Origin of the sequence: Pseudomonas sp. PA1(2017), from assembly GCF_001945375.1 — a bacterium.
Classification (GTDB): domain Bacteria; phylum Pseudomonadota; class Gammaproteobacteria; order Pseudomonadales; family Pseudomonadaceae; genus Aquipseudomonas.
In genome coordinates this window covers 191,471-214,388 of sequence record NZ_MSXU01000003.1, presented here as the reverse complement: position 1 = coordinate 214,388, position 22,918 = coordinate 191,471, and the positions used below count along the sequence as shown (strand labels likewise).

Annotated in this window: 24 protein-coding genes and 1 tRNA gene; 11 read left to right on the top strand and 14 right to left on the bottom strand. The window is 63.8% G+C overall.

Going from position 1 to position 22,918, the window contains the following annotated elements; translation table 11 throughout:
* Window positions 1-5 precede the first annotated feature (5 nt).
* A complete protein-coding gene (locus tag BVH01_RS06160) occupies window positions 6-1,781 on the bottom strand; it encodes a S8/S53 family peptidase (RefSeq protein ID WP_075929483.1) in 1,776 nt (591 codons plus the stop codon).
* Window positions 1,782-1,934: 153 nt separating this feature from the next.
* Here BVH01_RS06160 and BVH01_RS06155 point away from each other — a divergent pair, with 153 nt between their 5' ends.
* Window positions 1,935-2,342, top strand: coding sequence for a transcriptional regulator (locus BVH01_RS06155; RefSeq protein WP_075929482.1), 408 nt, complete (start codon window positions 1,935-1,937; stop codon window positions 2,340-2,342).
* Between the two features lie 92 nt (window positions 2,343-2,434).
* Entirely contained in the window at window positions 2,435-3,154 is a 720-nt protein-coding gene (locus tag BVH01_RS06150; protein WP_075929481.1) for an ABC transporter substrate-binding protein, read from the top strand.
* A 9-nt stretch (window positions 3,155-3,163) separates the two neighbouring features.
* Here the strand turns inward: BVH01_RS06150 and BVH01_RS06145 are convergent, their stop codons facing one another.
* Both BVH01_RS06145 and BVH01_RS06140 read right to left on the bottom strand, forming a co-directional pair.
* On the bottom strand, window positions 3,164-5,374 hold the full coding sequence (locus BVH01_RS06145) for an LTA synthase family protein (RefSeq protein ID WP_083659434.1): 2,211 nt from the start codon (window positions 5,372-5,374) through the stop codon (window positions 3,164-3,166).
* A gap of 250 nt (window positions 5,375-5,624) precedes the next feature.
* Window positions 5,625-5,816, bottom strand: a complete 192-nt coding sequence (locus BVH01_RS06140; protein WP_170833962.1) for a hypothetical protein — start codon at window positions 5,814-5,816, stop codon at window positions 5,625-5,627.
* A 155-nt stretch (window positions 5,817-5,971) separates the two neighbouring features.
* On the opposite strand from BVH01_RS06140, the gene BVH01_RS06135 reads away from it, so the two are divergent.
* From BVH01_RS06135 to BVH01_RS06115, 5 genes are all read left to right on the top strand, one after another.
* The gene (locus BVH01_RS06135) at window positions 5,972-6,811 is read left to right on the top strand and encodes a S1 RNA-binding domain-containing protein (RefSeq protein ID WP_075929480.1); all 840 of its coding nucleotides are present in this window, start codon (window positions 5,972-5,974) and stop codon (window positions 6,809-6,811) included.
* Window positions 6,812-6,880: 69 nt separating this feature from the next.
* A tRNA-Thr gene (locus BVH01_RS06130) sits at window positions 6,881-6,956 on the top strand.
* A gap of 174 nt (window positions 6,957-7,130) precedes the next feature.
* Entirely contained in the window at window positions 7,131-7,658 is a 528-nt protein-coding gene (locus BVH01_RS06125) for an RNA polymerase sigma factor (RefSeq protein ID WP_083659433.1), read from the top strand.
* Window positions 7,659-7,706: 48 nt separating this feature from the next.
* Window positions 7,707-8,648: a FecR family protein gene (locus BVH01_RS06120; protein WP_083659432.1), complete on the top strand. Its 942-nt coding sequence runs from the start codon at window positions 7,707-7,709 to the stop codon at window positions 8,646-8,648.
* Window positions 8,649-8,802: 154 nt separating this feature from the next.
* The gene (locus BVH01_RS06115) at window positions 8,803-11,121 is read left to right on the top strand and encodes a TonB-dependent receptor (protein WP_256562712.1); all 2,319 of its coding nucleotides are present in this window, start codon (window positions 8,803-8,805) and stop codon (window positions 11,119-11,121) included.
* A gap of 39 nt (window positions 11,122-11,160) precedes the next feature.
* Here the strand turns inward: BVH01_RS06115 and BVH01_RS06110 are convergent, their stop codons facing one another.
* The 4 genes from BVH01_RS06110 to BVH01_RS06095 all read right to left on the bottom strand — a co-directional run bounded on the left by BVH01_RS06110 (window position 11,161) and on the right by BVH01_RS06095 (window position 14,795).
* Window positions 11,161-11,841 carry a DsbA family protein gene (locus BVH01_RS06110; protein ID WP_075929477.1) on the bottom strand — a complete coding sequence of 227 codons (681 nt, stop codon included), beginning with the start codon at window positions 11,839-11,841 and terminating at the stop codon, window positions 11,161-11,163.
* 123 nt (window positions 11,842-11,964) lie between these two features.
* A complete protein-coding gene (locus tag BVH01_RS06105) occupies window positions 11,965-12,276 on the bottom strand; it encodes an AzlD family protein (RefSeq protein WP_075929476.1) in 312 nt (103 codons plus the stop codon).
* Window positions 12,273-12,986, bottom strand: coding sequence for an AzlC family ABC transporter permease (locus BVH01_RS06100; protein WP_075929475.1), 714 nt, complete (start codon window positions 12,984-12,986; stop codon window positions 12,273-12,275). Before BVH01_RS06100 ends, BVH01_RS06105 begins: the two co-directional genes overlap by 4 nt.
* A gap of 102 nt (window positions 12,987-13,088) precedes the next feature.
* Window positions 13,089-14,795 (bottom strand): amidase, encoded by a 1,707-nt coding sequence (locus tag BVH01_RS06095; RefSeq protein ID WP_075929474.1) that lies wholly within the window; start codon window positions 14,793-14,795, stop codon window positions 13,089-13,091.
* A gap of 194 nt (window positions 14,796-14,989) precedes the next feature.
* Here BVH01_RS06095 and BVH01_RS06090 point away from each other — a divergent pair, with 194 nt between their 5' ends.
* From BVH01_RS06090 to BVH01_RS06075, 4 genes are all read left to right on the top strand, one after another.
* A complete protein-coding gene (locus BVH01_RS06090) occupies window positions 14,990-15,562 on the top strand; it encodes a flavin reductase family protein (RefSeq protein WP_075929473.1) in 573 nt (190 codons plus the stop codon).
* Window positions 15,563-15,630: 68 nt separating this feature from the next.
* On the top strand, window positions 15,631-15,975 hold the full coding sequence (locus tag BVH01_RS06085) for a hypothetical protein (protein ID WP_075929472.1): 345 nt from the start codon (window positions 15,631-15,633) through the stop codon (window positions 15,973-15,975).
* A gap of 117 nt (window positions 15,976-16,092) precedes the next feature.
* Window positions 16,093-16,404 carry a DUF485 domain-containing protein gene (locus BVH01_RS06080; protein ID WP_070886806.1) on the top strand — a complete coding sequence of 104 codons (312 nt, stop codon included), beginning with the start codon at window positions 16,093-16,095 and terminating at the stop codon, window positions 16,402-16,404.
* On the top strand, window positions 16,401-18,056 hold the full coding sequence (locus BVH01_RS06075) for a cation acetate symporter (protein ID WP_075929471.1): 1,656 nt from the start codon (window positions 16,401-16,403) through the stop codon (window positions 18,054-18,056). The genes BVH01_RS06080 and BVH01_RS06075 overlap by 4 nt, the downstream gene beginning before the upstream one ends.
* A gap of 461 nt (window positions 18,057-18,517) precedes the next feature.
* Here BVH01_RS06075 and BVH01_RS06070 read toward each other — a convergent pair whose 3' ends face one another.
* The 7 genes from BVH01_RS06070 to BVH01_RS06040 all read right to left on the bottom strand — a co-directional run bounded on the left by BVH01_RS06070 (window position 18,518) and on the right by BVH01_RS06040 (window position 22,833).
* Window positions 18,518-19,549 carry a GGDEF domain-containing protein gene (locus BVH01_RS06070; RefSeq protein ID WP_075929470.1) on the bottom strand — a complete coding sequence of 344 codons (1,032 nt, stop codon included), beginning with the start codon at window positions 19,547-19,549 and terminating at the stop codon, window positions 18,518-18,520.
* Between the two features lie 153 nt (window positions 19,550-19,702).
* Entirely contained in the window at window positions 19,703-20,101 is a 399-nt protein-coding gene (locus BVH01_RS06065; protein ID WP_075929469.1) for a GNAT family N-acetyltransferase, read from the bottom strand.
* 61 nt (window positions 20,102-20,162) lie between these two features.
* Window positions 20,163-20,495 carry a DUF2025 family protein gene (locus tag BVH01_RS06060; protein WP_075929468.1) on the bottom strand — a complete coding sequence of 111 codons (333 nt, stop codon included), beginning with the start codon at window positions 20,493-20,495 and terminating at the stop codon, window positions 20,163-20,165.
* Between the two features lie 151 nt (window positions 20,496-20,646).
* On the bottom strand, window positions 20,647-20,901 hold the full coding sequence (locus tag BVH01_RS06055) for a hypothetical protein (protein ID WP_075929467.1): 255 nt from the start codon (window positions 20,899-20,901) through the stop codon (window positions 20,647-20,649).
* A 114-nt stretch (window positions 20,902-21,015) separates the two neighbouring features.
* Entirely contained in the window at window positions 21,016-21,426 is a 411-nt protein-coding gene (locus BVH01_RS06050) for an NUDIX domain-containing protein (protein WP_075929466.1), read from the bottom strand.
* Window positions 21,427-21,428: 2 nt separating this feature from the next.
* Window positions 21,429-22,007 carry a hypothetical protein gene (locus BVH01_RS06045; RefSeq protein ID WP_075929465.1) on the bottom strand — a complete coding sequence of 193 codons (579 nt, stop codon included), beginning with the start codon at window positions 22,005-22,007 and terminating at the stop codon, window positions 21,429-21,431.
* Between the two features lie 124 nt (window positions 22,008-22,131).
* Window positions 22,132-22,833 (bottom strand): YebC/PmpR family DNA-binding transcriptional regulator, encoded by a 702-nt coding sequence (locus BVH01_RS06040; protein WP_075929464.1) that lies wholly within the window; start codon window positions 22,831-22,833, stop codon window positions 22,132-22,134.
* Window positions 22,834-22,918: the final 85 nt, after the last annotated feature.

The following is a 22,918-nucleotide window of genomic DNA, read 5'->3' as shown; positions in this document are numbered from 1 at the left end:
TCGGTCTACTGCTTGTTGTTCAGGCTGCGCACGGTCAAATCCAGGGCCTTCTGCATGTCCAGCCGGGCGGAGCGGCCGATGTCCTTGTCGTTGAGATCGAAGCCGCGTTCCGATGGCAGGATCGGCGCGGTGAGGTCATCGGCGTCGGTGGGCTCGAAGTCGAATTCTTCGCCGATGGTCATGGCGCTGCGGCGCAGCAGCATGCGCAGCTGATCGGGATGCAGATCGGGGTTGATCGACATCAGCGAAGCCACCACGCCGGCCACCAGCGGCGTGGCATAGGAGGTGCCGCAATGCACGCTGCCCTGCTGGTTCTCTTCAGCCGTGGAGGCGCGTACGCAGGCGGCGGCGGTGATGTCCACGCGGGTGTCGACGTTCGACGAGCTGCGCCGTTTCACGTACGCCGGGTCGTCTACGGCGACATCCTTGCGGTCGCTGCGCTGGTGGCCGCCAACCACGAACAGTTGCTCGGTGACGAACGAGGAGGGCAGACGATAGTCATCGGCACCGGAAAACGAGGCGCCGTTGCCGGCCGAGTTGATCACCACCACATCCGGATGCTCGCGGCGCAGCCACAGGAAGAATTCCTCCAGCAGCTCTTCATAGCCGCTCATGGCCACGCCCGAGCGAACCAGCGAGTCGATCTCGTCGCCGTGAATGTTCTTCGCGCCGATACGGTGGATGCCCCAGCTCCAGTTCAGCACCCGCACGCCGTCCTCGACCAGGTTGACCGAGGCTGCGATGTTGGCGGTGATGCCGGCATCCGAGTTGCGGTCGACGATCACCTCGAAGCCCGGGCCGGCGCCATCCAGGCCACGCAGAAAGCCGGTGTTGCCACCGTCGTCCCAGCGTGCCGCCAGGATGCCCGCCACGGTGGAGCCGTGGCCGTCCGGCTTGTCGGCGTCGCGGCTGTACAGGCGAGTGTGAGGCGTGTTGCCCTGACGCTCGGCGGCGCCCAGGTAGTCCTTGAAATCCGGCGCGTCGAAGTCGACGTTGCGCTCGATCAGGCCGATGCGCACCGGCTTGGTGGCGATGGGCGAGCGTTTGGACGGAATGCGCCGCTGGTAGTAGTTGACCGCGTCGACGAAACGGTTGGCCGCCCATTCCTCCTCGCCCAACTGCTCCTCGTTGCTGGCGCCAGCGGACGCTTCCTGCTCCTCGGCGGAGGATTCCTCGATCACCACGGCGTCCACGCTCAGCTCGCTGCCCAGGCGCAGCACCATGGCGTCACGCTGGATCAGATCCTTGGCCGGCAGGCGCAACTGGTAAGTGTTGAGCGGCGCGATGGCGCCGACCACTCCGGCGCCATATTTGCTGGCCAGCGCCTTGGCGGTATCCAGGCCGTGGGCATCTTCCTCGATGACCACGCTGACCAGATCGACATAGGTGTTGAGGCCGTCCATGTTCTTTGCCACCTCACCTGGCTTGGCTGCCAGCACGTGGCTGCCGGCCATCGACAGCCACACCGGGTTGCTCACCTCGTCGCCCTGTTTCAGCCATAGCGGGCCGCTCTTGTAGCCCTTGCTGTCGAGGGTGATGCGCAGCCCGTCCTCACGTTTCACGGCGCTGGCCGGCAGCGGCTTGCCATCGAGCAGCACCTGCAGCTCGCCGTCGGCCAGTCCGCGTGCGGTCAGGCAGAAGGTCTGGCGCTGGGTATCGAGCACGTCTTCGCAGCGATACAGGTGCTTGAGCCGCAACGGCTCGGCCGCCAGTGCCGATGGCGCGATGCTTGCCACGAGCAGAGCGCTGAGAACGGGGCGCAGCAGGGGCCGGCTGAGCATGGCGAAATCCTTTGTGCAGGGGGGATGCGCCTCAGACTGGCGGCGCAGGCCTTGGTTCAGGCTGCGTTCGGCAGATAGCCCGAACCTTGTTCGCGGCGCTGGCGTCACACCTTCACAGGCGCTTGTGGCGCCGAAGAGAAGGGAGACGAGGCTATGACGACTCATCAGCACACCCACAACTGGGATCTTGTCGAGCGCATGCTCCACGCGGTGCAGAACGGTGCGGGCCAGCCGTTCGTGCCACGCCGCTGCGCCGAGGAATTGGCCGACGCCTTGCAGCAGGCCGGCAAACCGGTCGACAACGTCGACTCATTGAAAGCGCAGGCCGACGACTACGAGGCCACGCTGCTCAAGGGCGGCTACATCGAGCCGCGCCCCGAGGAGGAAGGTGGCAATGGCGAGAACTTCGTCCTCACCCCGCGCGGTGCTCAGTTGTTGAGCATGATCGACAGCACCTTCCCCGGTGAGGAACACCCGCGCGAGGTGCTCGACCGCCACGGCCTGGCAGCGCTGAACCCCGAGGTGTTCGACGGGCTGGCGCCACGGGCGACGCTGGTCTGATACCCACCTGCGCCCTGGCCGCGTAAACTGTGCGCTGATGACCTGGCTCGCCAGGCCACGGGTACGGTCGGCGCGGCGAGGGCGGTTGTGCAATGAAATGGTGGGCAATCGGACTGCTGCTGTTGGCGATCGACGTCACGGCCGACGAGCTGAGGATCGGCTTCGGTACGCACAAGCCACCCTATATCTTCGAAGGCGAGCAGCGCGGCATCGAGTACGACATCGTGGTCGCTGCGGCCCGTGCCGCGGGCATCACCGTCGTGCCTTCCTATGCGCCGATGGAGCGCCTGCACCGTGCATTCAGCCGTGGCGAGCTCGACGGCATCGCCACCACGCGTCTGCAGGGCGGTGTGACGAGCTTCTATTCTCAGCCCTATATTCGCTACGACAACGTGGCAGTCGCCCTGACTTCGCGCGGTTACCGAATCGAGCACATCGCTGACCTGGGCAAGCACTCGGTGCGCGCCTTCCAGCGCGCGCGAGTGCTGTTGGGCGAGGAGTTCCAGCGCATGGCCGAGGCCAACCCGCGTTATCACGAAGAGGCCCAGCAGATCGCCCGCAACCGCTTTTTGTACAGCGGCCGTGTGGAGGTGGTGATCGCCGATCGGCGGATCCTGCGCTATTTCAACCGTGAGGTTTACCGCCAGGTGGACGTCAGCCAGCCGATCAGCGAATACCCGTTGTTCCCTCCCACGCCCTATCAGCTGGGGTTGCGTGACCAGTCGATGCGCGATCGCTTCGATCAGGGGCTGGCCGACATCATCGCCAGTGGCGAGTACGCCCAGATCGAGCGCCGCTACGCCATGTACTGAACCGACTCTTCATTGGGTCGTTTCTTCTGACTCGTCTTCGAGGGTGGCGGCCAGCATCTCGGTCTCGATCGGGCGCGTCTCGACGCTGAAATCGGCGATTTCGATGGAGCCCTTGCCTTCGCCCATCAGGTGAAAGGAGAACGCCTTGCGGGTGTCCAGATTGTCGAAGGTGAAGCTCAGCTCCACTGGCTGGCCCTTTTTCAGCCGCGGTATCTCCGGGACGTTGATCAGCACGTCACGGTCGAATTCCTTGGTCTTCAGGCGCAGCGTGGCGCCGGCTTCGCTCATGTTCAGCGCGTTGATCTTCAGGGTCACGCGGGTCTGGGTGCCCTTGGGCAGCTCCAGATACTGGGCGCCGATCAGGTTGTCGGCCCAGTCGTCCCCGGGCGTGGCACGCAGGCGAATGCGCTCGTTGCTGGCGAACTGCAGCAGTTGGTTGCCCTGGCCATCGCTGAGCGAACGATCCAGCAGCTCGGCACGCAGGCTCACCTGGCGTGCCGGCTTGCCACTGACGCGGCCCAGGTACTCGGCCTGCTCGGCAATGAATCCCGGGCTGGCATAGCGCCGGCAGACCTGCTGGAAGTTGCACTCGGTCAGCGTGCCCTGGCCATCGTGCTCGCGCAGCAAGCCGTTGGTATAGGAAATGATCTGGCGGCCGTGGCTGTAATCGCGCAGCATCGAGCGCCCGGCGATGTTCTCCGGCAGCGGCAGGGCCAGGTAGTCGAGCACCGAGGCGGTCAGGTCGATGTGCCCGTACACGCCACTCTTGAGCGACGGCAGTTGCGCCTGCTCGGGCGCCAGCATCAGGTTGAAACCCCAGGCTGACGCCAGGCGCACGTTCTCGATGCCGTGGGATTCGTCCGAGGTCACCACTACCAGGGTGTCGTCGAGCACGCCGCGTTTTTGCAGGGCATCGAGGAAATCGCCAATGGCGTCGTCCAGGTAGGCAATGGCCGCCTGCTTGGCGCTGGCGTGGCGGGCGAGGTAGTCGTCCGGCGCGGAGTAGGGCTGGTGGGTGCCGACGGTCAGCAGGGTCAGCATCCATGGCGTCTTCTGCGTGCGCAGGCCGTCGACGTAGCTCAGCGCGCCTTCGAAATAAGCCTTGTCGTCCATGCCCCAGGCGAAGTCGAGGTAGGGCGTGTTGCGGAACCAGTCGCGGCCCAGGGTCTTGTCGAAGCCCATGCGCGGCATGATCTGGTCCTTGGCCATGAAGCGCAGCCCGGCGCCCTGCAGGAAATGCGTGCTGAAACCGTTGTCGCGCAATTGCGCCGGCAGGCACTGGGCCGCGCGCTGGGCGTTGCCCAGCAGCTCGATGCCCTTGGGAGTGCCCGAGGCCAGTTTGTCGTAGTCGCCACAGAGCATGGCGTACAGCCCGCGAATGGTCTGGTGGGCATGCAGCACGTAGTCGCTGGTGAGCATGCCGCGCTCGGCCCAGGCGCTCAGGCGCGGCATCAAGTCATCCTGGTAACTGCTGCCGATGGCCCGTCGGCTGGCATCGAGATAGGCACCGGGAATGCCTTCCAGGGTGATGATCAGCACGTTGCGGGCGCGGCCTGGTTCGGCCAGCAGCGGCGTGCCGTCCATGTCCAGGCGGGTGAGGCCGGTGATGTCCGGTGGGCTGTTGGGCTGGCCACGAGTCATCCAGTCCTCGACGCCCAGCTGGGCGACGCTGATGCCTTCGGCTAGCCATTTGTGCGGCAGGTTGAACTGCACCCACTGGTCCGCTTCGCTGGGGCTGCGGTACTGGTAGGCGGCATGGGCAGTGAGCAGCGCCATTGGTGCCAGCAGCCAGACCGCCGACGGCTTGCGCACGCGCACACGGAAGGCGAGCAGGATGAGGAACGCCAGCGCGGCGGCGATGGAGGCGCCTGCCAGCCAGGGGTGAGTGAGGCCACCGCCCTGGGTCGAGTGGCTGAGAAACTGTGTGTCGGTCAGGTAATGCAGGTCGGCCGGCTCGGGCATGCGGCCCACCGCGCTGACCAGCTCGATGGTGCCCAGGTTGAGCACCACCCAGATCAACGCCAGTGGAAGGCCCAGCAGCAGGCGGCGACGCAGCGCCAGCCATAACAGCAGGCTGCCAATGGCCAGATCGGAGAGGTAGCCGAACGGATGGGACCAGCCCAGCGCGTAACGGCTGAGCAGCGGCAATGCAATAAACAGGACAACCAACACCAGCAGGATGCTGGCCGGCCGCTGCAGCCAGGGGCTGAGAGAACGCACGTATCTTCCTTAAACGATGATCGACAGACGATGGCTTTCAGCGTGCTTCACGGCTTGGGCGAAGGGCTGAGCGCTGATAAAGCGACTGACATCATTTTGAAACATGCGTGTGCTCATCGCTAGCGACAAGCGCCGAAGACGCGAAATAAGTCGTTCAAATCATTGCCCGGACGGGCGAGGGGGAGGGACTAGTACCTAGGCTGCCGACCTGGCGCCCGGTATCGGGCGCTGCAGGTCGATACAGACGAAATTACTTCTTGGAAATGGTGATGTGGCGGCTGGCAGGGCCATTGGTCTGGCCGCTGACGCCCTTGGCGATCTCTTGGATCTTGCCGCCGGACTTGAGGAACGCCGCTACCTGAGCGTCGATCGATTCACTGGTTTCCACCGCGGGAGCGGGTTTGGCTTTGCTGTGGGATGCTTTGACGCGCATGACGGTCATATTGCCTACTCGAGTCATCAAGATGGCCGCCCATTGTATCACCGCTGAGCGCTCAGCTGTTCATTCGATGACCAGTGGGCAAACGGCTGGTTGCCGGTCGGGCTTCGCGGCGACGACTCGGGTACACTGCCGGCCTGAAAACGAGGGTAGGTACCATGGCTGTTATCGGACGTATGAATTCCTTGCAGGTCGTCAAGCACACCGACTTCGGTCTGTATCTGGACGGCGGCGCGGACGGCGAGATTCTCTTGCCCAAACGCTATATTCCCAAGGACACGCCGAGCGATGTGGACGACTGGCTCAACGTGTTCGTCTATCTGGACAGCGAAGACAAACTGATCGCCACCACCGACAAGCCCAAGGTGCAGGTCGGCGAGTTCGCCAGCCTCAAGGTCGTCGACATCAACCGAGTCGGCCTGTTTCTCGACTGGGGCCTGCCCAAGGACCTGCTGCTGCCGCATTCGGAAGAAAAGCGCCCATTGCAAATCGGCGATTACTGCGTGGTGCACGTATTCGTCGACAAGCGCAGCCGCCGCATCACCGCCACCGCGCGCCTTGACCGCTACCTGGACAAGGTGCCGGCGACCTACCAGGCCGGCGACGAAGTCGACCTGCTGGTGGTCGAGCCGACCGACATGGGTTTCAAGGCGATCATCAACGGCAAGCACTGGGGCCTGATCCACAAGAACGAGGTGATCGGTTTCATGCGTGGTGGCATCCGCCAGCCGGGTTTCATCAAGGAAATGCGCAGCGACGGCAAGATCAGCCTCAGCCTGCAGCCAGTCGGCCAGCAAGTGGCTGACAGCCTTGGCGAACAGATTCTCCAGCGCCTGCGTGACAGCGGCGGCATGCTGGAGTTGAGCGACAAGAGCTCGCCAGAACGCATCAGCGCGATGTTCCGGGTCAGCAAGGGCAACTTCAAGAAAGCCATCGGCGGCCTCTACAAGCAGGGCCTGATCCGCATCCATGACGAGCGCATCGAACTGGTGAAGTAACCACGCGACGGGCAGGCGCCACAAAAAGCACTTGAGCGACACGCGGCGCTTGCCAATAATGCGAGCCCCGCCGGTGTAGCTCAGTCGGTAGAGCAGCGCACTCGTAACGCGAAGGTCGTAGGTTCGATTCCTGTCTCCGGCACCATCTCAATATGTGAAGTCAGTGCCCCGGAAGCCGCCAATTGGCGGTTTTTTATTGTGTCGATGCATCTGACGATCAAGCTTGCCAGTGCATTTTGTATTCGAGAAGCATTGGCAATTGAGAGTGGCTGCAGATAGCGCTAAGCTCGCGCTCTCTCTTTCACGCTGATGCTTCCCTGTGATCACGCAAAAGCCATCATCGCTTCTGGCCTGCTTCATTTCCGAGCGCAAGCGCCTGGTTCATTACCTGACCGGCCGCACCGGCTGTGCGGCCACGGCCGAAGACATCCTGCAGGACGCCTGGCTCAAGCTCGACCGCTCCGAGAACCGCGGGCCGGTGGGCAATCCCCTGGCGTATCTGCAGCGCATAGCGCGCAATCTGGCCATCGACAATGCCCGCGCGCACTCGCGTCGGCGGCTCGATACCGTCGAAGTCGAGGCCTTGTTGGCATTTCCCGACGAGGCCCCGAATGCCGAGCAGAAAGTCAGCGATGCCCAGCAGCTGGAGTGTCTGGCGCAGATCGTCGAGGAGCTTCCAGCACGCTGCCGTGATCTGTTTCTGGCCGCGCGCATCGAAGGCACGCCGCACAAGCAGCTGGCCGAGCGTTTCGGGGTCAGCGTGCGCACCGTCGAACTGGAGGTCGCCCGGGCGCTGGATCATTGCAGCGAGCGCTTGCGGCAGATCAGCGGCGAGGCGGGGGGATAGCATGGTGCTGGTGTACAGTACCGCCTCTGCCGCCGATGCCTGCCTGTGATGACTCAACCTGCCGCACCCGAACCGTCCGACATGACCCTGAGCCAGCAGGCCAACGCCTGGGTGGCGAGGCTGACCTCCGGGCACGCCACCGTGGAAGACGCCGCGGCCCTGCGCCAGTGGTGCGCGCAAAGCGAAGCGCACGCTGCGGCCTATCGCGAGGCGACGCGCCTGTGGCGTCAGGCCGGCAGCTTGGCAACGCCACGGCGTTTCAAGCCGCGCCGCAGGTTGTTCGCGGCCAGCGCCGTAGCGGCCTGCCTGGCGCTGGCCGTGGTGGGCGGCACCTTGCTCGGCGTAGTGCCTGATGGTCGCGCGCTGCTGGCCGACCATCACACCCAGCGCGCCGAGCACAAGATCATCGATCTGGCCGATGGCAGTCAGGCGGAGCTGGACGCCGAAACACGCTTGAGCGTTGATTTCAGTGCGGCGCAGCGGCGTCTCGATCTGGCCGATGGCGCGGCGCTCTTTAATGTTCAGCACGATACCGCGCGGCCATTCGTGGTGCATGCCGCGGACATGACGGTGACCGCTGTCGGCACCGTGTTCGAGGTGCGCCACCTGGCCGCTGGCATCAGCGTGACCTGTACCGAAGGCGTGGTCGAGGTGCGCCAGGGCGATGGCACCCGGCAGCGAATCAAGGCCGGCGAGCAGGTGGTCTACAGCGCGGCGGGTGCCAGCCCGCTGCAGCGCATCGACAGCACCAGGGAACTGGCCTGGCGCGAGGGCGTGATGGTGTTTCGCAACCGGCCGCTGCAGGAGCTGGTGCACGAACTCAATCGCTATCACCAGGGACGTATCGTGATCGCCAGCGAGAAGGTTGCGCAGATGCCGGTCAGTGGCGTGTTCCACCTCAATCGCGCCGACGAGGCGCTGCGCCATATCGAGCAGGCCCTGCAGCTCAGTGCCATGCGCCTGCCGGCGGGCGTTGTGGTGCTGCGCTGAACTATTTTGCAGATTCCTTTGCGGGTCGCTTCTCCGAGCAGCGTCATTGAGGTAAGAGCGCCATCTAGCGCGCTTATCTGACGACGCTTCGGGGTATGTAATGGGGAAGATGCGCAATCCACGCTGCAAGAAAACGACTGCTGGTACCCGCCACATGCTGGCCTGTTCGCTGCTGCTGGCCATCGCCGGCCTGCCGGCCCAGCCGCTGCTGGCTGCGGATGCGGCCGCCGATTCGGCACGCGAGCAACAACGGCTGCGTTTCGACATTCCCCCGCAACCTCTGGATGAAGCGCTGGCCAGCTATGGCATCAGCAGTGGCGTGCAGGTGCTTTACGGGGCGTCGCTGACCGGCGGCCTGCAGTCCAGCGCGGTGCAGGGCGAGATGACTCGCCAGCAGGCGCTGGCGCAACTCTTGTCGGGAACCGGCCTGAGCTATCGTTTCACTGCCGAACGCAGCGCCACGCTGAGCGCCGAGTCCACCCCCGCGCCTGCGTTAGGCAGCCTGGAATTGTCGCCATTGATGGTCAGCGGCGAGAAGATCGGTCGCACCCTGGAGCAGACCATGACCAGCGTCGCGGTCAATACCGATGACGACCTGCGCGAACATGCCGACAAGGACTTGGGTGACGTGTTCGCCCGCACGCCTGGCGTCTACACCCAGGCCGGCAACGAGAACTGGGGCATTCGCGGCGTACCGGTTTCCGGGTTCGACGATCAGGGCCCGGCCACCCTCAACGGTGCAGTATCGGTATTCGTCGACGGCGCTCAGCAGCCCAATCGCGCCCTGACCCTCGGGCCTGTCCCGTTGTGGGACGTGGAGCAGGTGGAAGTGCTGATGGGCCCGCAGTCCACCACCCAGGGCCGTAACTCCCTGGCTGGGGCAGTGGTGGTGCAGACCCGTAACCCGACGTTCGAGCCGGACCTGCGCGCGCAGACCCGTGTCGGCAATCATGGCGAGCGGGGCGCGGCGGTTGCCGTCGGTGGCGCCCTGGTCGACCAGGTGGTGGCGGGGCGCCTGGCCGTCGATTACCAGGACGGCGATGGTTACATCGACAACATCACCACCGGCGGCAACGCCAACCCGCAGCGAGCCAGTACTGTGCGCGGCAAGCTGCTGGTACTGCCCAGCGACGGCCTGGACGTGCTGCTCAGCTATTCGCGCGGCGAGAACCGCCAGGGCGAAAACTCCAGCCTGCGTCAGGGCGACCGCGTGCGTTACTACAAGGTCGCTTCCAACACCCAGGCGTACGACGACCTCGAGCAGGACACCGGCAGCGCCAAGATCGACTATCGCCTGGACGACTTCTGGACCTTGACCAGCCAGACCGCGCTGACCCGCGCAGACTACCGGGCACTGCTGGATTTCGACCAGGGCGCCACGGCCAATCGGGAAGCGCATCGCCGCCAGGACACAAGACTGTTCAGCGAGGAATTGCGCCTGGGCTACGAAGGGGAGGATGTGCGCGGTTTCGTAGGCGCCTATTACGGTCGTACTACCAATGATTACCATGATCGGTTAACCAACAACGGTACGCTGCTGGGCACCGTAATGGGTGATACTCGGATTGATAACCGCGCACTGTTCGGCGAGCTGAACTGGACCTTCGCGCCAAAATGGACGCTGATCACCGGATTGCGCTATGACCGCGAGCGCAACCGGACCGACGTGCAGCAGGACGACTTCTCTACGCCCGGCAAGGTCTCCAATACGTTCAGCGCGCTGTTGCCCAAGCTTGGCCTGGATTACCAGTTCGCCGATAGCCAGTACCTGGGCGTTACCGTGCAGAAGGGCTACCGCGGCGGTGGCGTGAACGTCAGGGCAGGTGGCGGACATGTCGCCTATGATCCGGAATACACCACCAACTACGAGCTCTCCTATCGTGGCGCCTGGCGCGAGGAAAGCGTACGCTTGCGTGTCAACCTCTTCTATACGGACTGGAAGGATCAGCAGGTCAGCGTGCTTGACGACGACGGGAACTTCTTCCAGGTCTATAACGCAGCCAACAGCACCATCAAGGGGCTTGAAGTTTTCCTCGAACAGGACCTGACCAGCCAGTTGAACATCAACGCCGGTCTGGCTTATACCGATGGACGATACGGTGACTTCGTGACCGGCGACGGCGAAGACATGGGTGGAAAACCATTCCTTTATGCGCCCCGCTACAAGGCCTCGACCGGCGCGCGCTACCGCTTCGCCAATGGCCTGATGGTGGGCGCAGACTTGGTGTATCAGGAAGGTGCGCCGAGTCAGTACGAGTTCGGTGCCGACGGCAAGGTCACCCGCACCCATGTGGCCGATCACTACGTACTGATGAACCTCAATGCCGGATACGCGCTGACCGAGCAACTGCTGCTATCGGGCTACGTGAAGAACCTATTCGACAAGCACTACATCACCAACAACCGCAACGACGAGATCATCGACGTCGGTGCGCCGCGCAGCTTCGGGCTGGTGCTCGACTACAAGCTGTAGGGCGCCGCCATGCCTGATCGGCCCGAACCTTCGGGACCATCAGGCTACTTCGCTGCCGAGCAGTAGGCGCAATTCGTTCATCAAGAAGGCCGGCCCCTGGTACAGCGCCTTGGAGGAGAGGGTATGGGTGCGTTCATCGACCCGTACCAGCAGTTGCGGCACGCCCTGAATGCCGAAACGGTTCATCAGTGCCTGGGTGGTCTGGATGCGTTCGTCGGTCTGCCGCGCAAGCGCTTCGCAAGAAGCCAGTTGCCGAGCCAGCACCACGCTGTCGATTTGGTGGCCGATCCTGATGAGGAATTGGGCCGTCAAGCGCGCCACCACCTGGGTGTTGGACGTGTTTTCACCTTGCAGGTACCTGGCCAGTTGCAGGTGTCTGAGTAGACGTGGCTCGAGGGTGGCGTCGATCTGTTGAGCTGCCGTCAGGGCGCGGTTGATAGGGGACGAGTCGAATGCGGTGTCGGTATCGGCCAGCACCTTGTCACGGTAGGCGATGCTGAAGACCTCCCGGGTTGCCGCTTCTATGCGTTGGTCATTGCTCCAGGCGTGGGCCGCCCAGGCGGTCGACAGGGTGCGGGCGCCAGCGCCGGAGAATAACCCGCTCGGCAGCATGTTCAGTTGCCCTGGCCAGCGATCGGCCAAAGTCGCGAGGATTTGTGAGCTGGCATAGCACCAGCCGCACAGTGGATCGAAAATGTACAAAAGATTGAACGATGTCATGAGCTGTCCTCGATAAGGAAGATCGCGGCACCATACTGCTTCGATGGGCTAGGAAATAGGCAGGTCGGGTTGCAACTGTGTTGCGCAGGCCGTGCAGATCGGTAAGCGGGTAGGCGGCAATCTTCACATCAGGTGGCGAACCAGGGCGGCTACCAGTATGCCCGCGGCAATGGCGGCAAGCGGCTTTTTGACCAGCAGCATGACGACGGCAGTGCTCAGCAGCGCCAGCCTGGCGCCTGCATCGCCTTCGAGCGCCAGTGGCGCGAGAATCGCCACCAGCACCGAGCCGGACATGGCGCTGATGAACTGCTGGGTTCTCAGGTTGATCGGCACGAAGGACATCACGAACACGCCACCCCAACGGGTGGCCAGGGTGACCACGGCCATGACGACCACCACGATCAGGGCGCCGGATCCGGCTGTTTCGAGCATCATGGCTGTTTCTCCATCCATAGTGCGCCCAGGGCACCGCCGGCCAGGGCACCGACCACCACGTGGCTGTTGCTGGGCAGGTACCAGTAGGCCAGCAGCGATGCGACGGCGGCGACCGCCCAGATGATCAGGATGCGCAGATTCTTCTGCCCGCCGACCACCATGGCCAGCAGGAAGCAGCCCATCACCATGTCGAGGCCGAAGCTCACCGGGTCGTCGATGGCGCTACCGAAATAGATGCCCAGCCAGGTGCCGACCAACCAGGCCAGCCACAGCGCCAGGCCGCCCCCGAGCAGCAGGCCGAGGCCGGGCTTGCCGGCACCGAATGCCTGCATCGACATGGCCCAGTTGGCGTCGGACGCCACCAGCATCACGCCATAGCGCTTGGCCGGCGGCAGGCTGCTGAGCCAGGGATACAGCGTGGCGCCCATCAGCAGATGGCGGGCATTGATGGCGAAGACCGTCAGCGCCAGCGGCACCAGCGGAATGTGCGTGCCCCACAGATCCAGCGCGGCGAACTGCGAGGCACCGGCGAATACCAGGGCGCTCATGACCAGGCTGGTTTCACTGCTCAGCCCGGTTTGCGTGGCGGCGAGCCCGAATGCCAGGCCGAACAGCACCACGAAGGCCGAAATCGGCAGAAATTGCCGAAAGCCATCCCAGGTCAGTGCGAGGTCGAGTGCTTGTAAAGGGCGTTGCTCTTGGGCGGACATGGGGTTCCTGATGGTCGTGATCAAGCGGCGCCGCTGGGTGCTTCGGCGCGGCGAAGGAAATCGGAATCGGCCGTTTGGCTGGCCGATTCCATAGGGCGGCTATCAGCCCTTCAACGGCGGTGTACGCGGCGGAATCTGCCGTTTGCTACCGGTCGACTCGTAGGCCGAGGCCAGGTGCAGCAGCGCGTTATCGTCATAGGCGCGGCCGGCGAAGGTCAGGCCGACCGGCATGCCGATATCGGCCATCACGCCCATGGGCACGGTCACGGTCGGCACGCCGAGGTGGCGAATGGCGAGGTTGCCGTTGGCGACCCAGATGCCGTTGCTCCAGGCGATGTCGGCGGACTGCAGGTTCACGTCGGCATCGGCCGGGCCCACGTCGGCAACGGTGGGGAACAGCACGGCGTCCAGCCTGAGCGCGTCCATCCACTGTTCGAGGTCGAGCTGGCGGGTCTTTTCCAGGCCGCGCAGGCCGTCCGGCACGCTGGCGATTTCGTCCCAGGCCTTGAGGCCGCGCTGGGCCATGCGCACGTACTCGTCCATGCCGGCGGCCAGGTCGTCTTCACGGTTGGGCAGGGTACCGGGGTCATGGGGGAAGATCTGCGGGCCGTCGACGTCGGCCAACTGATTGAGCTTCGGATCACCGTTGGCGCGCAGGAAGTCATCGAAGGCCCAGCCCGACAGTTCCCACAGCTCGTCATGCAGGAACTGGCGGGACACCAGGCCGCGGTTGAACACCGTCGGCGCGCCAGGGCGATCGCCCTCGCAGTTGGAGACCAGCGGGAAATCCACCTCGACCACCGTGGCACCGGCCTTTTCCAGGGCGGCGCGAGCCTGCTCCCACAGCGCGATCACCGAGGCCCGAGTATGGATGCGCTGGCCGGTCGGGCCGCCAATGCCGGGCTTTTCGCTGGTGCCGGCCAATTCGTCCTTGTTGATGTACATACGCGGCACGCCCAGGCGTTTGCCTTTCAGGGCTTGGGGGCTGGCGGCCAAGTCCAGGTAGGACGCCGGGCGTACCTCGCTGGCCTTGGGAATCGGCACCCAGGTCTGCAGGCGCCACAGATCGCCGCGGGCATCGGCGTCGTCGGCGACCACCACGTCCAGCACTTCGAACAGGTCGGCCATGCGGCGGGCAAAAGGCACCACCACGTCCATGGTCGGAGTCAGCGGCCAGTTGCCGCGCACCGAGATCACCCCGCGCGATGGCGTGTAGGCGCACAGGCCGTTGTTCGACGCCGGGCCGCGGCCGCTCGACCAGGTTTCCTCGGCCAGGCCGAAGGCAGAGAAGCTCGCGGCGGTCGCGGTGCCGGCTCCGTTGGAGGAGCCGGAGGCGAACGGTGCGGTGAGGTAGTTGGCGTTGTAGGGACTTTCGGCGCGGCCATAGACGCCGCGCTGCATGCCGCCATTGGCCATCGGCGGCATATTGGTCTTGCCCAGGCAGATGGCGCCGGCCGCACGCAGGCGCTCGATGGTGAAGGCGTCGCGCTGGGCGACCAGATCCTTGAAGGCCGGGCTGCCCGAGGCGGCGGTCAGGCCCTTGACCAGGTAGCTGTCCTTGGCGGTGTAAGGAATTCCATCCAACGGGCTCAGGGTTTCGCCACACGCGCGACGGGCATCGGAGGCCTCGGCCTCTGTCAGGGCATCGGGGTTATGCACCACCACGGCGTTGAGTCGGGTGGCCGTATCGGCGCCGTCGTAGGCATCGATCCGCGCGAGGTAGGCCCTGACCAGTTCGACCGCAGTGACGCGGCCAGCCTCGAGCGCGGCGCGCAGCTCGGCGATGGAGACTTCGGTTACCTCGAACATGCTGTCACCCCTGATGGCTCATGGGCCGGCGACGTTCTTTGCGCGCCTGATGCCCGGTGCAATGGCGGCTCGCATGGAGCCGGTCGACCGTCGATTCTAGTGCCAGCCGTGCAGAAGGGGCAGCCCCAGGCGTTCAATTTTTTGCACAGGCCTGATGTTGTACAGTGGCGTCTGAATTCCAGTGAGGTGCCGCAATGCCCGATTCGATGAAGCCCGTGAGCCTGGACAAGGCCTATCGACTGCTCAGCCATGGCCCGACGGTGCTGGTATCGGCTCGTCATGACGGGGTCGACGGGGTGATGGCCGCCGCCTGGGCCTGTGCCCTGGATTTCGATCCCCCCAAGCTGACCGTGGTGCTCGACAAGATCACCGCTACCCGTGTGCTGATCGAGCGCAGCGGGCAGTTCGTCATCCAGGTACCCACCGCCGCGCAACTGGAACTGACCTATCAGGTCGGCTCGCGCAGCCTCAATGATGAACCGGGCAAGCTGGCCGACAGTGGCGTCGAGCTGCTTTCCATGGGGGATCTGGATCTGCCGTTCGTGGCCGGTTGCTCGGCGTGGATGGCCTGCCGCCTGATCGACGAGCCTCATAACCAGCAGGCGTACGACCTGTTCATCGGCGAAGTCACCGCGGCATGGGCCGACGACCGGGTATTTCGCGATGGGCGCTGGCATTTCGAGGACGCCGATCCGGCCTGGCGCAGCCTTCACCATGTCGCCGGCGGTCACTTTTATGGCATCGGCGAGGCGCTGACCCGCAAATGATCCGCGTCTGGCGTTGTCCCAGATAGACATGCATCGAGGGCGCGTTCGCGCCCCTTACGGAGTTCGCCATGAAAGCATCGATCAGTCTTGCTCTGGCGCTGACCATCATGGCCGGCGCTTGTGCCGCGTCTGCCGATGAGCGTGCGCCGCAGACCATTCGCGTGATCCCCAAGGCGTATGTCAGCCCCGGAGCGAGCGGCAGCGTCGACACTTACGAGCGCCAGGAGCGCTACAACCTCTACGGTGGCCAGCGTATTCCCCAGGGCATCGACTCCAGTCGCTATGAAAGCGGCCAGCGCAGCTCCACCTTCGAAACCCGCGGCGGTATCCGTCAGAGCATCGAGTATCCCAACGGTTACGAGGTGCAGCGCTATCCGGGGCAGGGCACCCAGCGGTACGAGCAGCGTCGATAGGCCGCATTAGACTTTGGTCTAAAAAGCCGAGTGCTTCGACTAAGGTCGTCTGTCGCAAGTCGAATGCTGACATACAGTTATCCGTACCAGCATCCTGCTGTGGAGGATAACAATAAAATGAACGACAGCATCTACCGGCGGATCGAGCAAAATCCGCGCTTTCAGGAGCTAGTAGCCAAGCGCGAGCGATTCGCCTGGATACTCTCTGCCATCATGCTCGGCATCTATGTCGGCTTCATTCTGCTCATCGCCTTCGTGCCTGGCCTGCTCGGAACCCGCATCAGTGCGGATTCGCCGATCACCTGGGGCATTCCCATCGGCGTCGGCGTGATCCTGTCGGCCTTCGTGCTGACGGGTATCTACGTGCGCCGCGCCAACAGCGAATTCGACAACCTGAACCAGGCCATCCTGGACGAGGTGGGCAAATGATCGGCCGTATCCTTAGCGCCCTGGCCCTGATGGCCATGGCACCGGCCCTGTGGGCCGACGCGCTGACCGGTGACGTGCAGCGTCAGGCGGTCAACACACCTGCCATCGTGATGTTCCTGGCCTTCGTCGGTGGCACCCTTTGCATCACCTACTGGGCTTCGAAGCGCAGCAAGTCGACATCCGACTTCTATACCGCAGGGGGCGGTATCACTGGCTTCCAGAACGGCCTGGCAATCGCCGGTGACTACATGTCGGCGGCATCTTTCCTGGGTATTTCCGCCCTGGTGTTCACCTCAGGCTACGACGGCCTGATCTACTCGATCGGCTTCCTGGTCGGCTGGCCGGTGATCCTCTTCCTGATCGCCGAGCGCCTGCGCAACCTGGGTAAATACACCTTCGCTGACGTAGCTTCCTACCGCCTCAAGCAGAAGGAAATCCGCACCCTCTCGGCCAGTGGCTCGCTGGTGGTGGTGGCTTTCTACCTGATCGCGCAGATGGTCGGTGCCGGCAAGCTGATCCAGCTGCTGTTCGGTCTCGACTACCACGTGGCCGTGGTGCTGGTCGGCATCCTGATGGTGATGTACGTGCTGTTCGGCGGCATGCTGGCCACCACCTGGGTACAGATCATCAAGGCGGTGCTGCTGCTCTCCGGTGCGTCGTTCATGGCGCTGATGGTGATGAAGCACGTCGGTTTCAACTTCGCGACCCTGTTCTCCGAAGCCATCAAGGTGCACGCCAACGGCGAAGCGATCATGAGCCCGGGGGGCCTGGTCAAGGATCCGATCTCGGCGATCTCCCTCGGCCTGGCGCTGATGTTCGGTACTGCCGGCCTGCCGCACATCCTGATGCGCTTCTTCACCGTGAGCGATGCCAAGGAAGCCCGCAAGTCGGTGTTCTACGCCACCGGTTTCATCGGCTACTTCTACATCCTGACCTTCATCATCGGCTTCGGCGCGATTCTGCTGGTCAGCACCAACCCGGCCTTCAAGGACGCCACCGGCGCGCTGCTGGGCGGCAACAACATGGCGGCGGTGCACCTGGCCAACGCAGTGGGCGGCAGCATCTTCCTGGGCTTCATCTCGGCCGTGGCCTTCGCCACCATCCTCGCGGTGGTTGCCGGTCTGACCCTGGCAGGCGCTTCGGCGGTTTCCCATGACCTGTACGCCAGCGTGTTCAAGAAGGGCAACGTAAACGAGAAGGACGAGCTGCGCGTTTCGAAGATCACTACCGTGTGCCTGGGTGTCCTGGCCATCGGCCTGGGGATTCTTTTCGAGAAGCAGAACATCGCTTTCATGGTCGGCCTGGCGTTCTCCATCGCGGCGAGCTGTAACTTCCCGGTGTTGTTCCTCTCCATGTACTGGAAGAACCTGACCACCCGCGGCGCCATGATCGGCGGCTGGCTGGGCCTGATCACCGCAGTGGTGCTGATGGTGCTCGGCCCGACCATCTGGGTCTCGGTACTCGGCCACGCGAAGGCGATCTTCCCGTACGAATACCCGGCGCTGTTCTCGATCATCACGGCCTTCGTCGGCATCTGGTTCTTCTCGATCACCGACAAGTCCAAGGCTGCCGAAGAAGAACGTGCGCTGTTCCTGCCACAATTCGTGCGTTCGCACACCGGCCTGGGGGCCAGCGGCGCTTCGGCCCACTGATCCATATCGGGTAGACAAAGGGCGATCTTCGGGTCGCCCTTTTTCATTCTGGTGCCGCACAGATAGATGGAGGGGCGAGCGTGCCTGCTTACCGCCCATGGCCAAGCCGGCAGCGACGGGCAGTCAACGCGGCGCCTCGTGGTCTGGCAGAGGGGCGTCGGCAGGCTGGGCGGGCTTGAGCGCTTATAGCCTGTTCACGTCTTGTATGCGCATGAAGGGGCAACTACAAGGCAGAAGCGGCCACTCAAACCAAGCTGTGGGAGCCCCGACCTCGGGGCGAAACGATTGCAGCCTGACTGCCTATCGGTGGTGCCTGACTAATTCGCTGCGAGGTCGCGGCTCCTACAAAAACGGGCCGAGTTCTTAGGGTGGTTCAGGGTGCGTGGCTGACGCTTCGTCTGCGCGCCCCTTCCATCCTGTAGACCCGCTCCCACAGTGGATCAGCGAGTGGCCGCTACCGCTTACGCCGTTGCCGGCACCTGATAGGTGTCGATATGGATCCGGTTGCGCCCGGCGCGCTTGGCTTCGTAGAGCTGATGGTCGGCGCGTTGCAGCCAGTCCTGCCAGCGCTCGTTGGCGTACAGCACCGCGCCGCCCATCGATACCGTTACCGGCCCGTCCGGGGTCTTCAGGTGCTGGGCGATCTGCGCCTGCAACTGCAGAGCCGCCGCCCGCAGGCCCTTCTCGTTGGTGTTGCACAGCAGCAACAGGAACTCTTCACCGCCAAAGCGGAACAGCCGGTCTTCGTGACGGAAGCAGCGATTGGTCAGCTCGACGAAGCTCACCAGCACCTGATCGCCCGCGGCGTGGCCGAAGCGGTCGTTGACCTGCTTGAAGTGGTCCATGTCGATGACCAGAACGGCGCTGCTGGTGTGGTGGCGGCGCTTGTTGGCCACGGCGATCTTCAGCTCCTGATCCATCACGCGGCGATTGCGGGCGCCGGTCAGCGGATCTCGGGTGGCCCAGGACTGCAACTGTTTGCGCTGGTAGCGGGCGCGCTGGGCGAAGATGAAGCTGAGGGTACTGGCCATCATTACCGTGACGATGAACGACAGCATCTGGTAATCGCTTTCGAACACCGCTCCCGGCATCAGCCTGGCATAGATTACCAGTGCGACCAGCACCGCGACGGTCGCCAGCAAGGCCAGCAAGGGCGGTGCCATGAAGAAGTTGACGAGGATCAGCGGGTAGATCCAGAACAGGCCGTTGATCCCCAGCTTGACGGCGATCAGCGTGGCACAAAGCGAATCGACCACGACCAGGAACAGGCCGGGCTTGCGGGTATCGCCGGTTCGCCAGGCGTAGCCCATGGCGAACAGCGTCGACAGCACGATGATCGTATCGGCGATGCCGACCGGATAATTGCCTTGCGAAAGTCTATAGACCGCGTAGGGGGTAATGCCGAGCACCCCGAAGAAGCCCATCAGGGTGATGATGGAAAGCTGAAAGTCCTTGCGCAGCCGCGCAAGAGCACGATTGAAAGGTCTGCCCATGGCCTGTTGTTCTCATTGGTCCGCGTACGCCTGGCAGCAGTGCTCGCTCGTCGCTAGCGCTTGAGTCCATGGCCGGCGGCCATGGCGGGCAGAAAGCGCTAACCCGAAGCGAGTCGGCTCGATTGCCAGCGTCACGTCAGGCCTTATGAGATATCAACGTGCCATTACGTTCAATATTTTTTTCTGTTTGTAACGTAGCAGGCGGTCAGCCAGGGGGCCAGGCGGTGATGTGCAAGGCGAAAAGCCCAGGCGAGCGTAGAAGGGTTCGAGATCGGGATGGCAGAAAAGCCACACCGGTGTGTCGATCGCTTGTAATGCGTGGGTGACGAGGGCGCTGGCCACGCCCTGCTGGCGCTGCTCGGCATCGACCAGCAGGCTGGTCAGCCATTGGCCATGAGCCACGGGCTGCAAGCACAGAGCGGCGATGATCTGCGCACGTTCGGCCACCCACACCTGATGGGCGGCTCGGGTGCGCATGGCCGAGTGTTGGCTTCGGTAGAACTTATCGGCCAGGGGCCGCAGGTGGTCGGGCAGGCAGCGAAACTCGGACATTGATGCAGGGCAGTGAAGGGCGGGGCGCCAGTCTACGATTCAGTTGCCATGGCTGCTAGGCTCACGCGCTGCGTTGCAGCAGGCGCACGGCGCTGATTTCCGGAAGGTCATCGCGGCGCAGGTAGATGCGCAGTGGTTCGCTGATAGCCAGGCGCTCGTCGATGCGCAGTTCGATCAGCAGACGCAGTCGGTTGCGCTTGAGGGTCATCAGCTCCCCATCGTCCGCGGCTTGCCAGACGAACTCGCTGGTCGGGGTGATGCTGTCTTCGGCAACGTCCAGGCCGAAGGAGTCTTCGCTGAAACGGACGATATGCTGGCCGGTCTTGAGGTTGAAGCCGACGAACCCTTGCAACTGGTCGGCTGCGGCGCAGATGCCGGCGGAAGTGATAGCCATGGTGAGCCCTCGTGATAGCGCAATGGATCGGCTCAGGCTAAGCGCTGCGTGCAGAAGTGCGTTGTCGTGGATCAACGAATCGGTAGCGGGCCACTGCGCCGCGCTGTACGCGTTGTCGCAGTCGCCGCCCATGCCGTCGCTGCGCGGTCGATCAGCCTTCCGGCAGTACGCGAGGTTGCGGGCCGATATCGCGGATCGAGTTGGATACGCGGTAGCTGGGTGCCTGCAGAGCGCCGCGGATCTTTTCGTAGTCCTCGTATTGCAGGCCGCTGCGGCTGAGCATTTCCAGGGCGAACTGCTTGATCTCGGCGTCGGTATAGGGGCGTTCGGCAGCCGACTGCGGGGTGGCGCAGCCGGCAAGCGAGAGGGTAAGAAGGGTCAGCAGAATGAGCAGTGAACGTTGCATGGTGGGCACCTGTGAGCGAAGCCGTATGGGATAGTGCTTAGGCTATTGGCTGGCTCGCTGGCGCAGAAATCATTCACTTCGATAGTGGCTATCGGCGCCCCTGTGGCCGAACGTTCAGAGCTGGCGTGCGGTCCAGATCAGCGGCAGTACATGCAGGCGCAGCAGCGGCGCCAGGTCGTCTCCACGTGGATCGTCCGGGTGCAGCCAGCGCAGCTCCTCGAGCTCGGCGGCTGGCGCCACCGGATGGTCGATGGCGGCGCGAAAGATATCGGCTTGCACGCGGGTGTCGGCTTCGTTGGCGGCTATTTCATTGAAATGGCCCAGTGGCGTGAACGCCGCTTCGCAGAGCTGCAGGTTCAGCTCTTCGTCGAGTTCGCGGGTCAGGGCCTGCAGGGCGCTTTCACCGCTTTCGCGCTTGCCGCCCGGTAGCATGAACATCCGCGTGCCGCGTTTGCGCACCAGCAGCAGCCGGCCCGCGTCGTCGAGCAGGCAGGCGGCTGCGATGTTCAGGGTACGCGACGGCATGTTCAGCGCAGGTGGCTGGGCGGGGTTTCCAGCAGGCCGACCTTCACCGCCATCAGCGGCGAGTTGTTGATCCACACGTCGTCGATGACGATGGTGCGGCCGATGTCTTCCTTGTCGGCAGCCACCAGCAGGTAGTAGGTGCCATCTTCCGGCGCTTCGCCATCCCAGCCCATGCTGGTCATGCCGATCACCGCGGAGGGGCGGGCCGGCTTGTTGGGGATCACCGTGCCGTAGGCGTCCATCAGAACCGCACGGGGCTTCAGGGCGAACTTGTTGATGCCCATGCAGGTGTGGTCGCACAGCGAATTGACGTTGAGGCGGTAGCGCTCGCCCTGCTTGAGCTTCAGGGAGTAGACGCGGTAGTTGGACAGCGAACTGCCGAACTGCATGCTGGCATCGCTGGCGATACCGTGAGGCACGCTGCTCTGCGGGTCCAGCGGCAGCGGCACGACCTGGGCGTTATGGATCGCCTCCAGGTTGCTGCGTACGATGCGGTCCTGAACGTCCGGGGCGGACGAGTGTGGGGCGCTGCTGCAAGCTCCGAGCATAAGGCAGGCGGCGATGAAGAGGGATTTGTGCACGATGAAGCTCCTGTAAGGCTGTATTCCGCTGCGCCTTTGAGCGGCGCAGAAGGAAGCCGGACAGTATACCGGGTTATTGCGGCAATACCGTGATGGATTGCCGCAATTTACCCTTCTGGCCGGATTAGCCAGCCAGCCCCACGTAAACGTTCTGCACGTCATCGTGGTTGTCGATGGCTTCCAGGAAGGCTTCGACTTCTTCGAGTTGCTCCGGCGTAAGGCTGGTGACCGGGTTCTTCGGGCGGTAGCCGAGTTTGGCCGAGTTGACGGTGAAGCCTTGGTCGGGCAGGGCGCGGCTGACCAGGTCGAGGTCGGTCGGCTCGGTGATGAACAGCGTGTTGCCTTCGTCGGCCTCGTCGAAATCCTGGGCACCGGCTTCGATGGCGGCCAGCTCGGGGTCGGCGTCGCTGTCACTGGAGGCCTCGATCAGGCCGACGTGGTCGAAATCCCAGGCCACCGAGCCACTGCCGCCCAGCTGGCCCTTGCGGAACAGCACGCGGATCTCGGCCACGGTGCGGTTGACGTTGTCGGTCAGGCATTCGACGATCAGCGGCACCTGATGGGGCGCGAAACCCTCGTAGGTGGTGCGCTCGAAGTTCACCGTCTCGCCGCTCAGGCCCGCGCCTTTCTTGATGGCGCGATCGAGGGTGTCCTTGGGCATCGAGGCTTTCTTGGCCTGGTGGATGGCCAGGCGCAGCTTGGGGTTCATGTCCGGGTCGGCGCCATTGCGCGCGGCGACCATGATCTCCTTGACCAGGCGGCCGAAGATCTTGCCCCTGGCGTTGGCGGCGGCTTCTTTAGGTTTGGCTTTCCACTGGGCGCCCATGTCTGTTCTCTCGGCTGTGCGAATGGTGGTGTGGCGCAGCCTCGAGGTGACCGGACGGGCTGTGCAACGAATTAGGGTGGCAGAT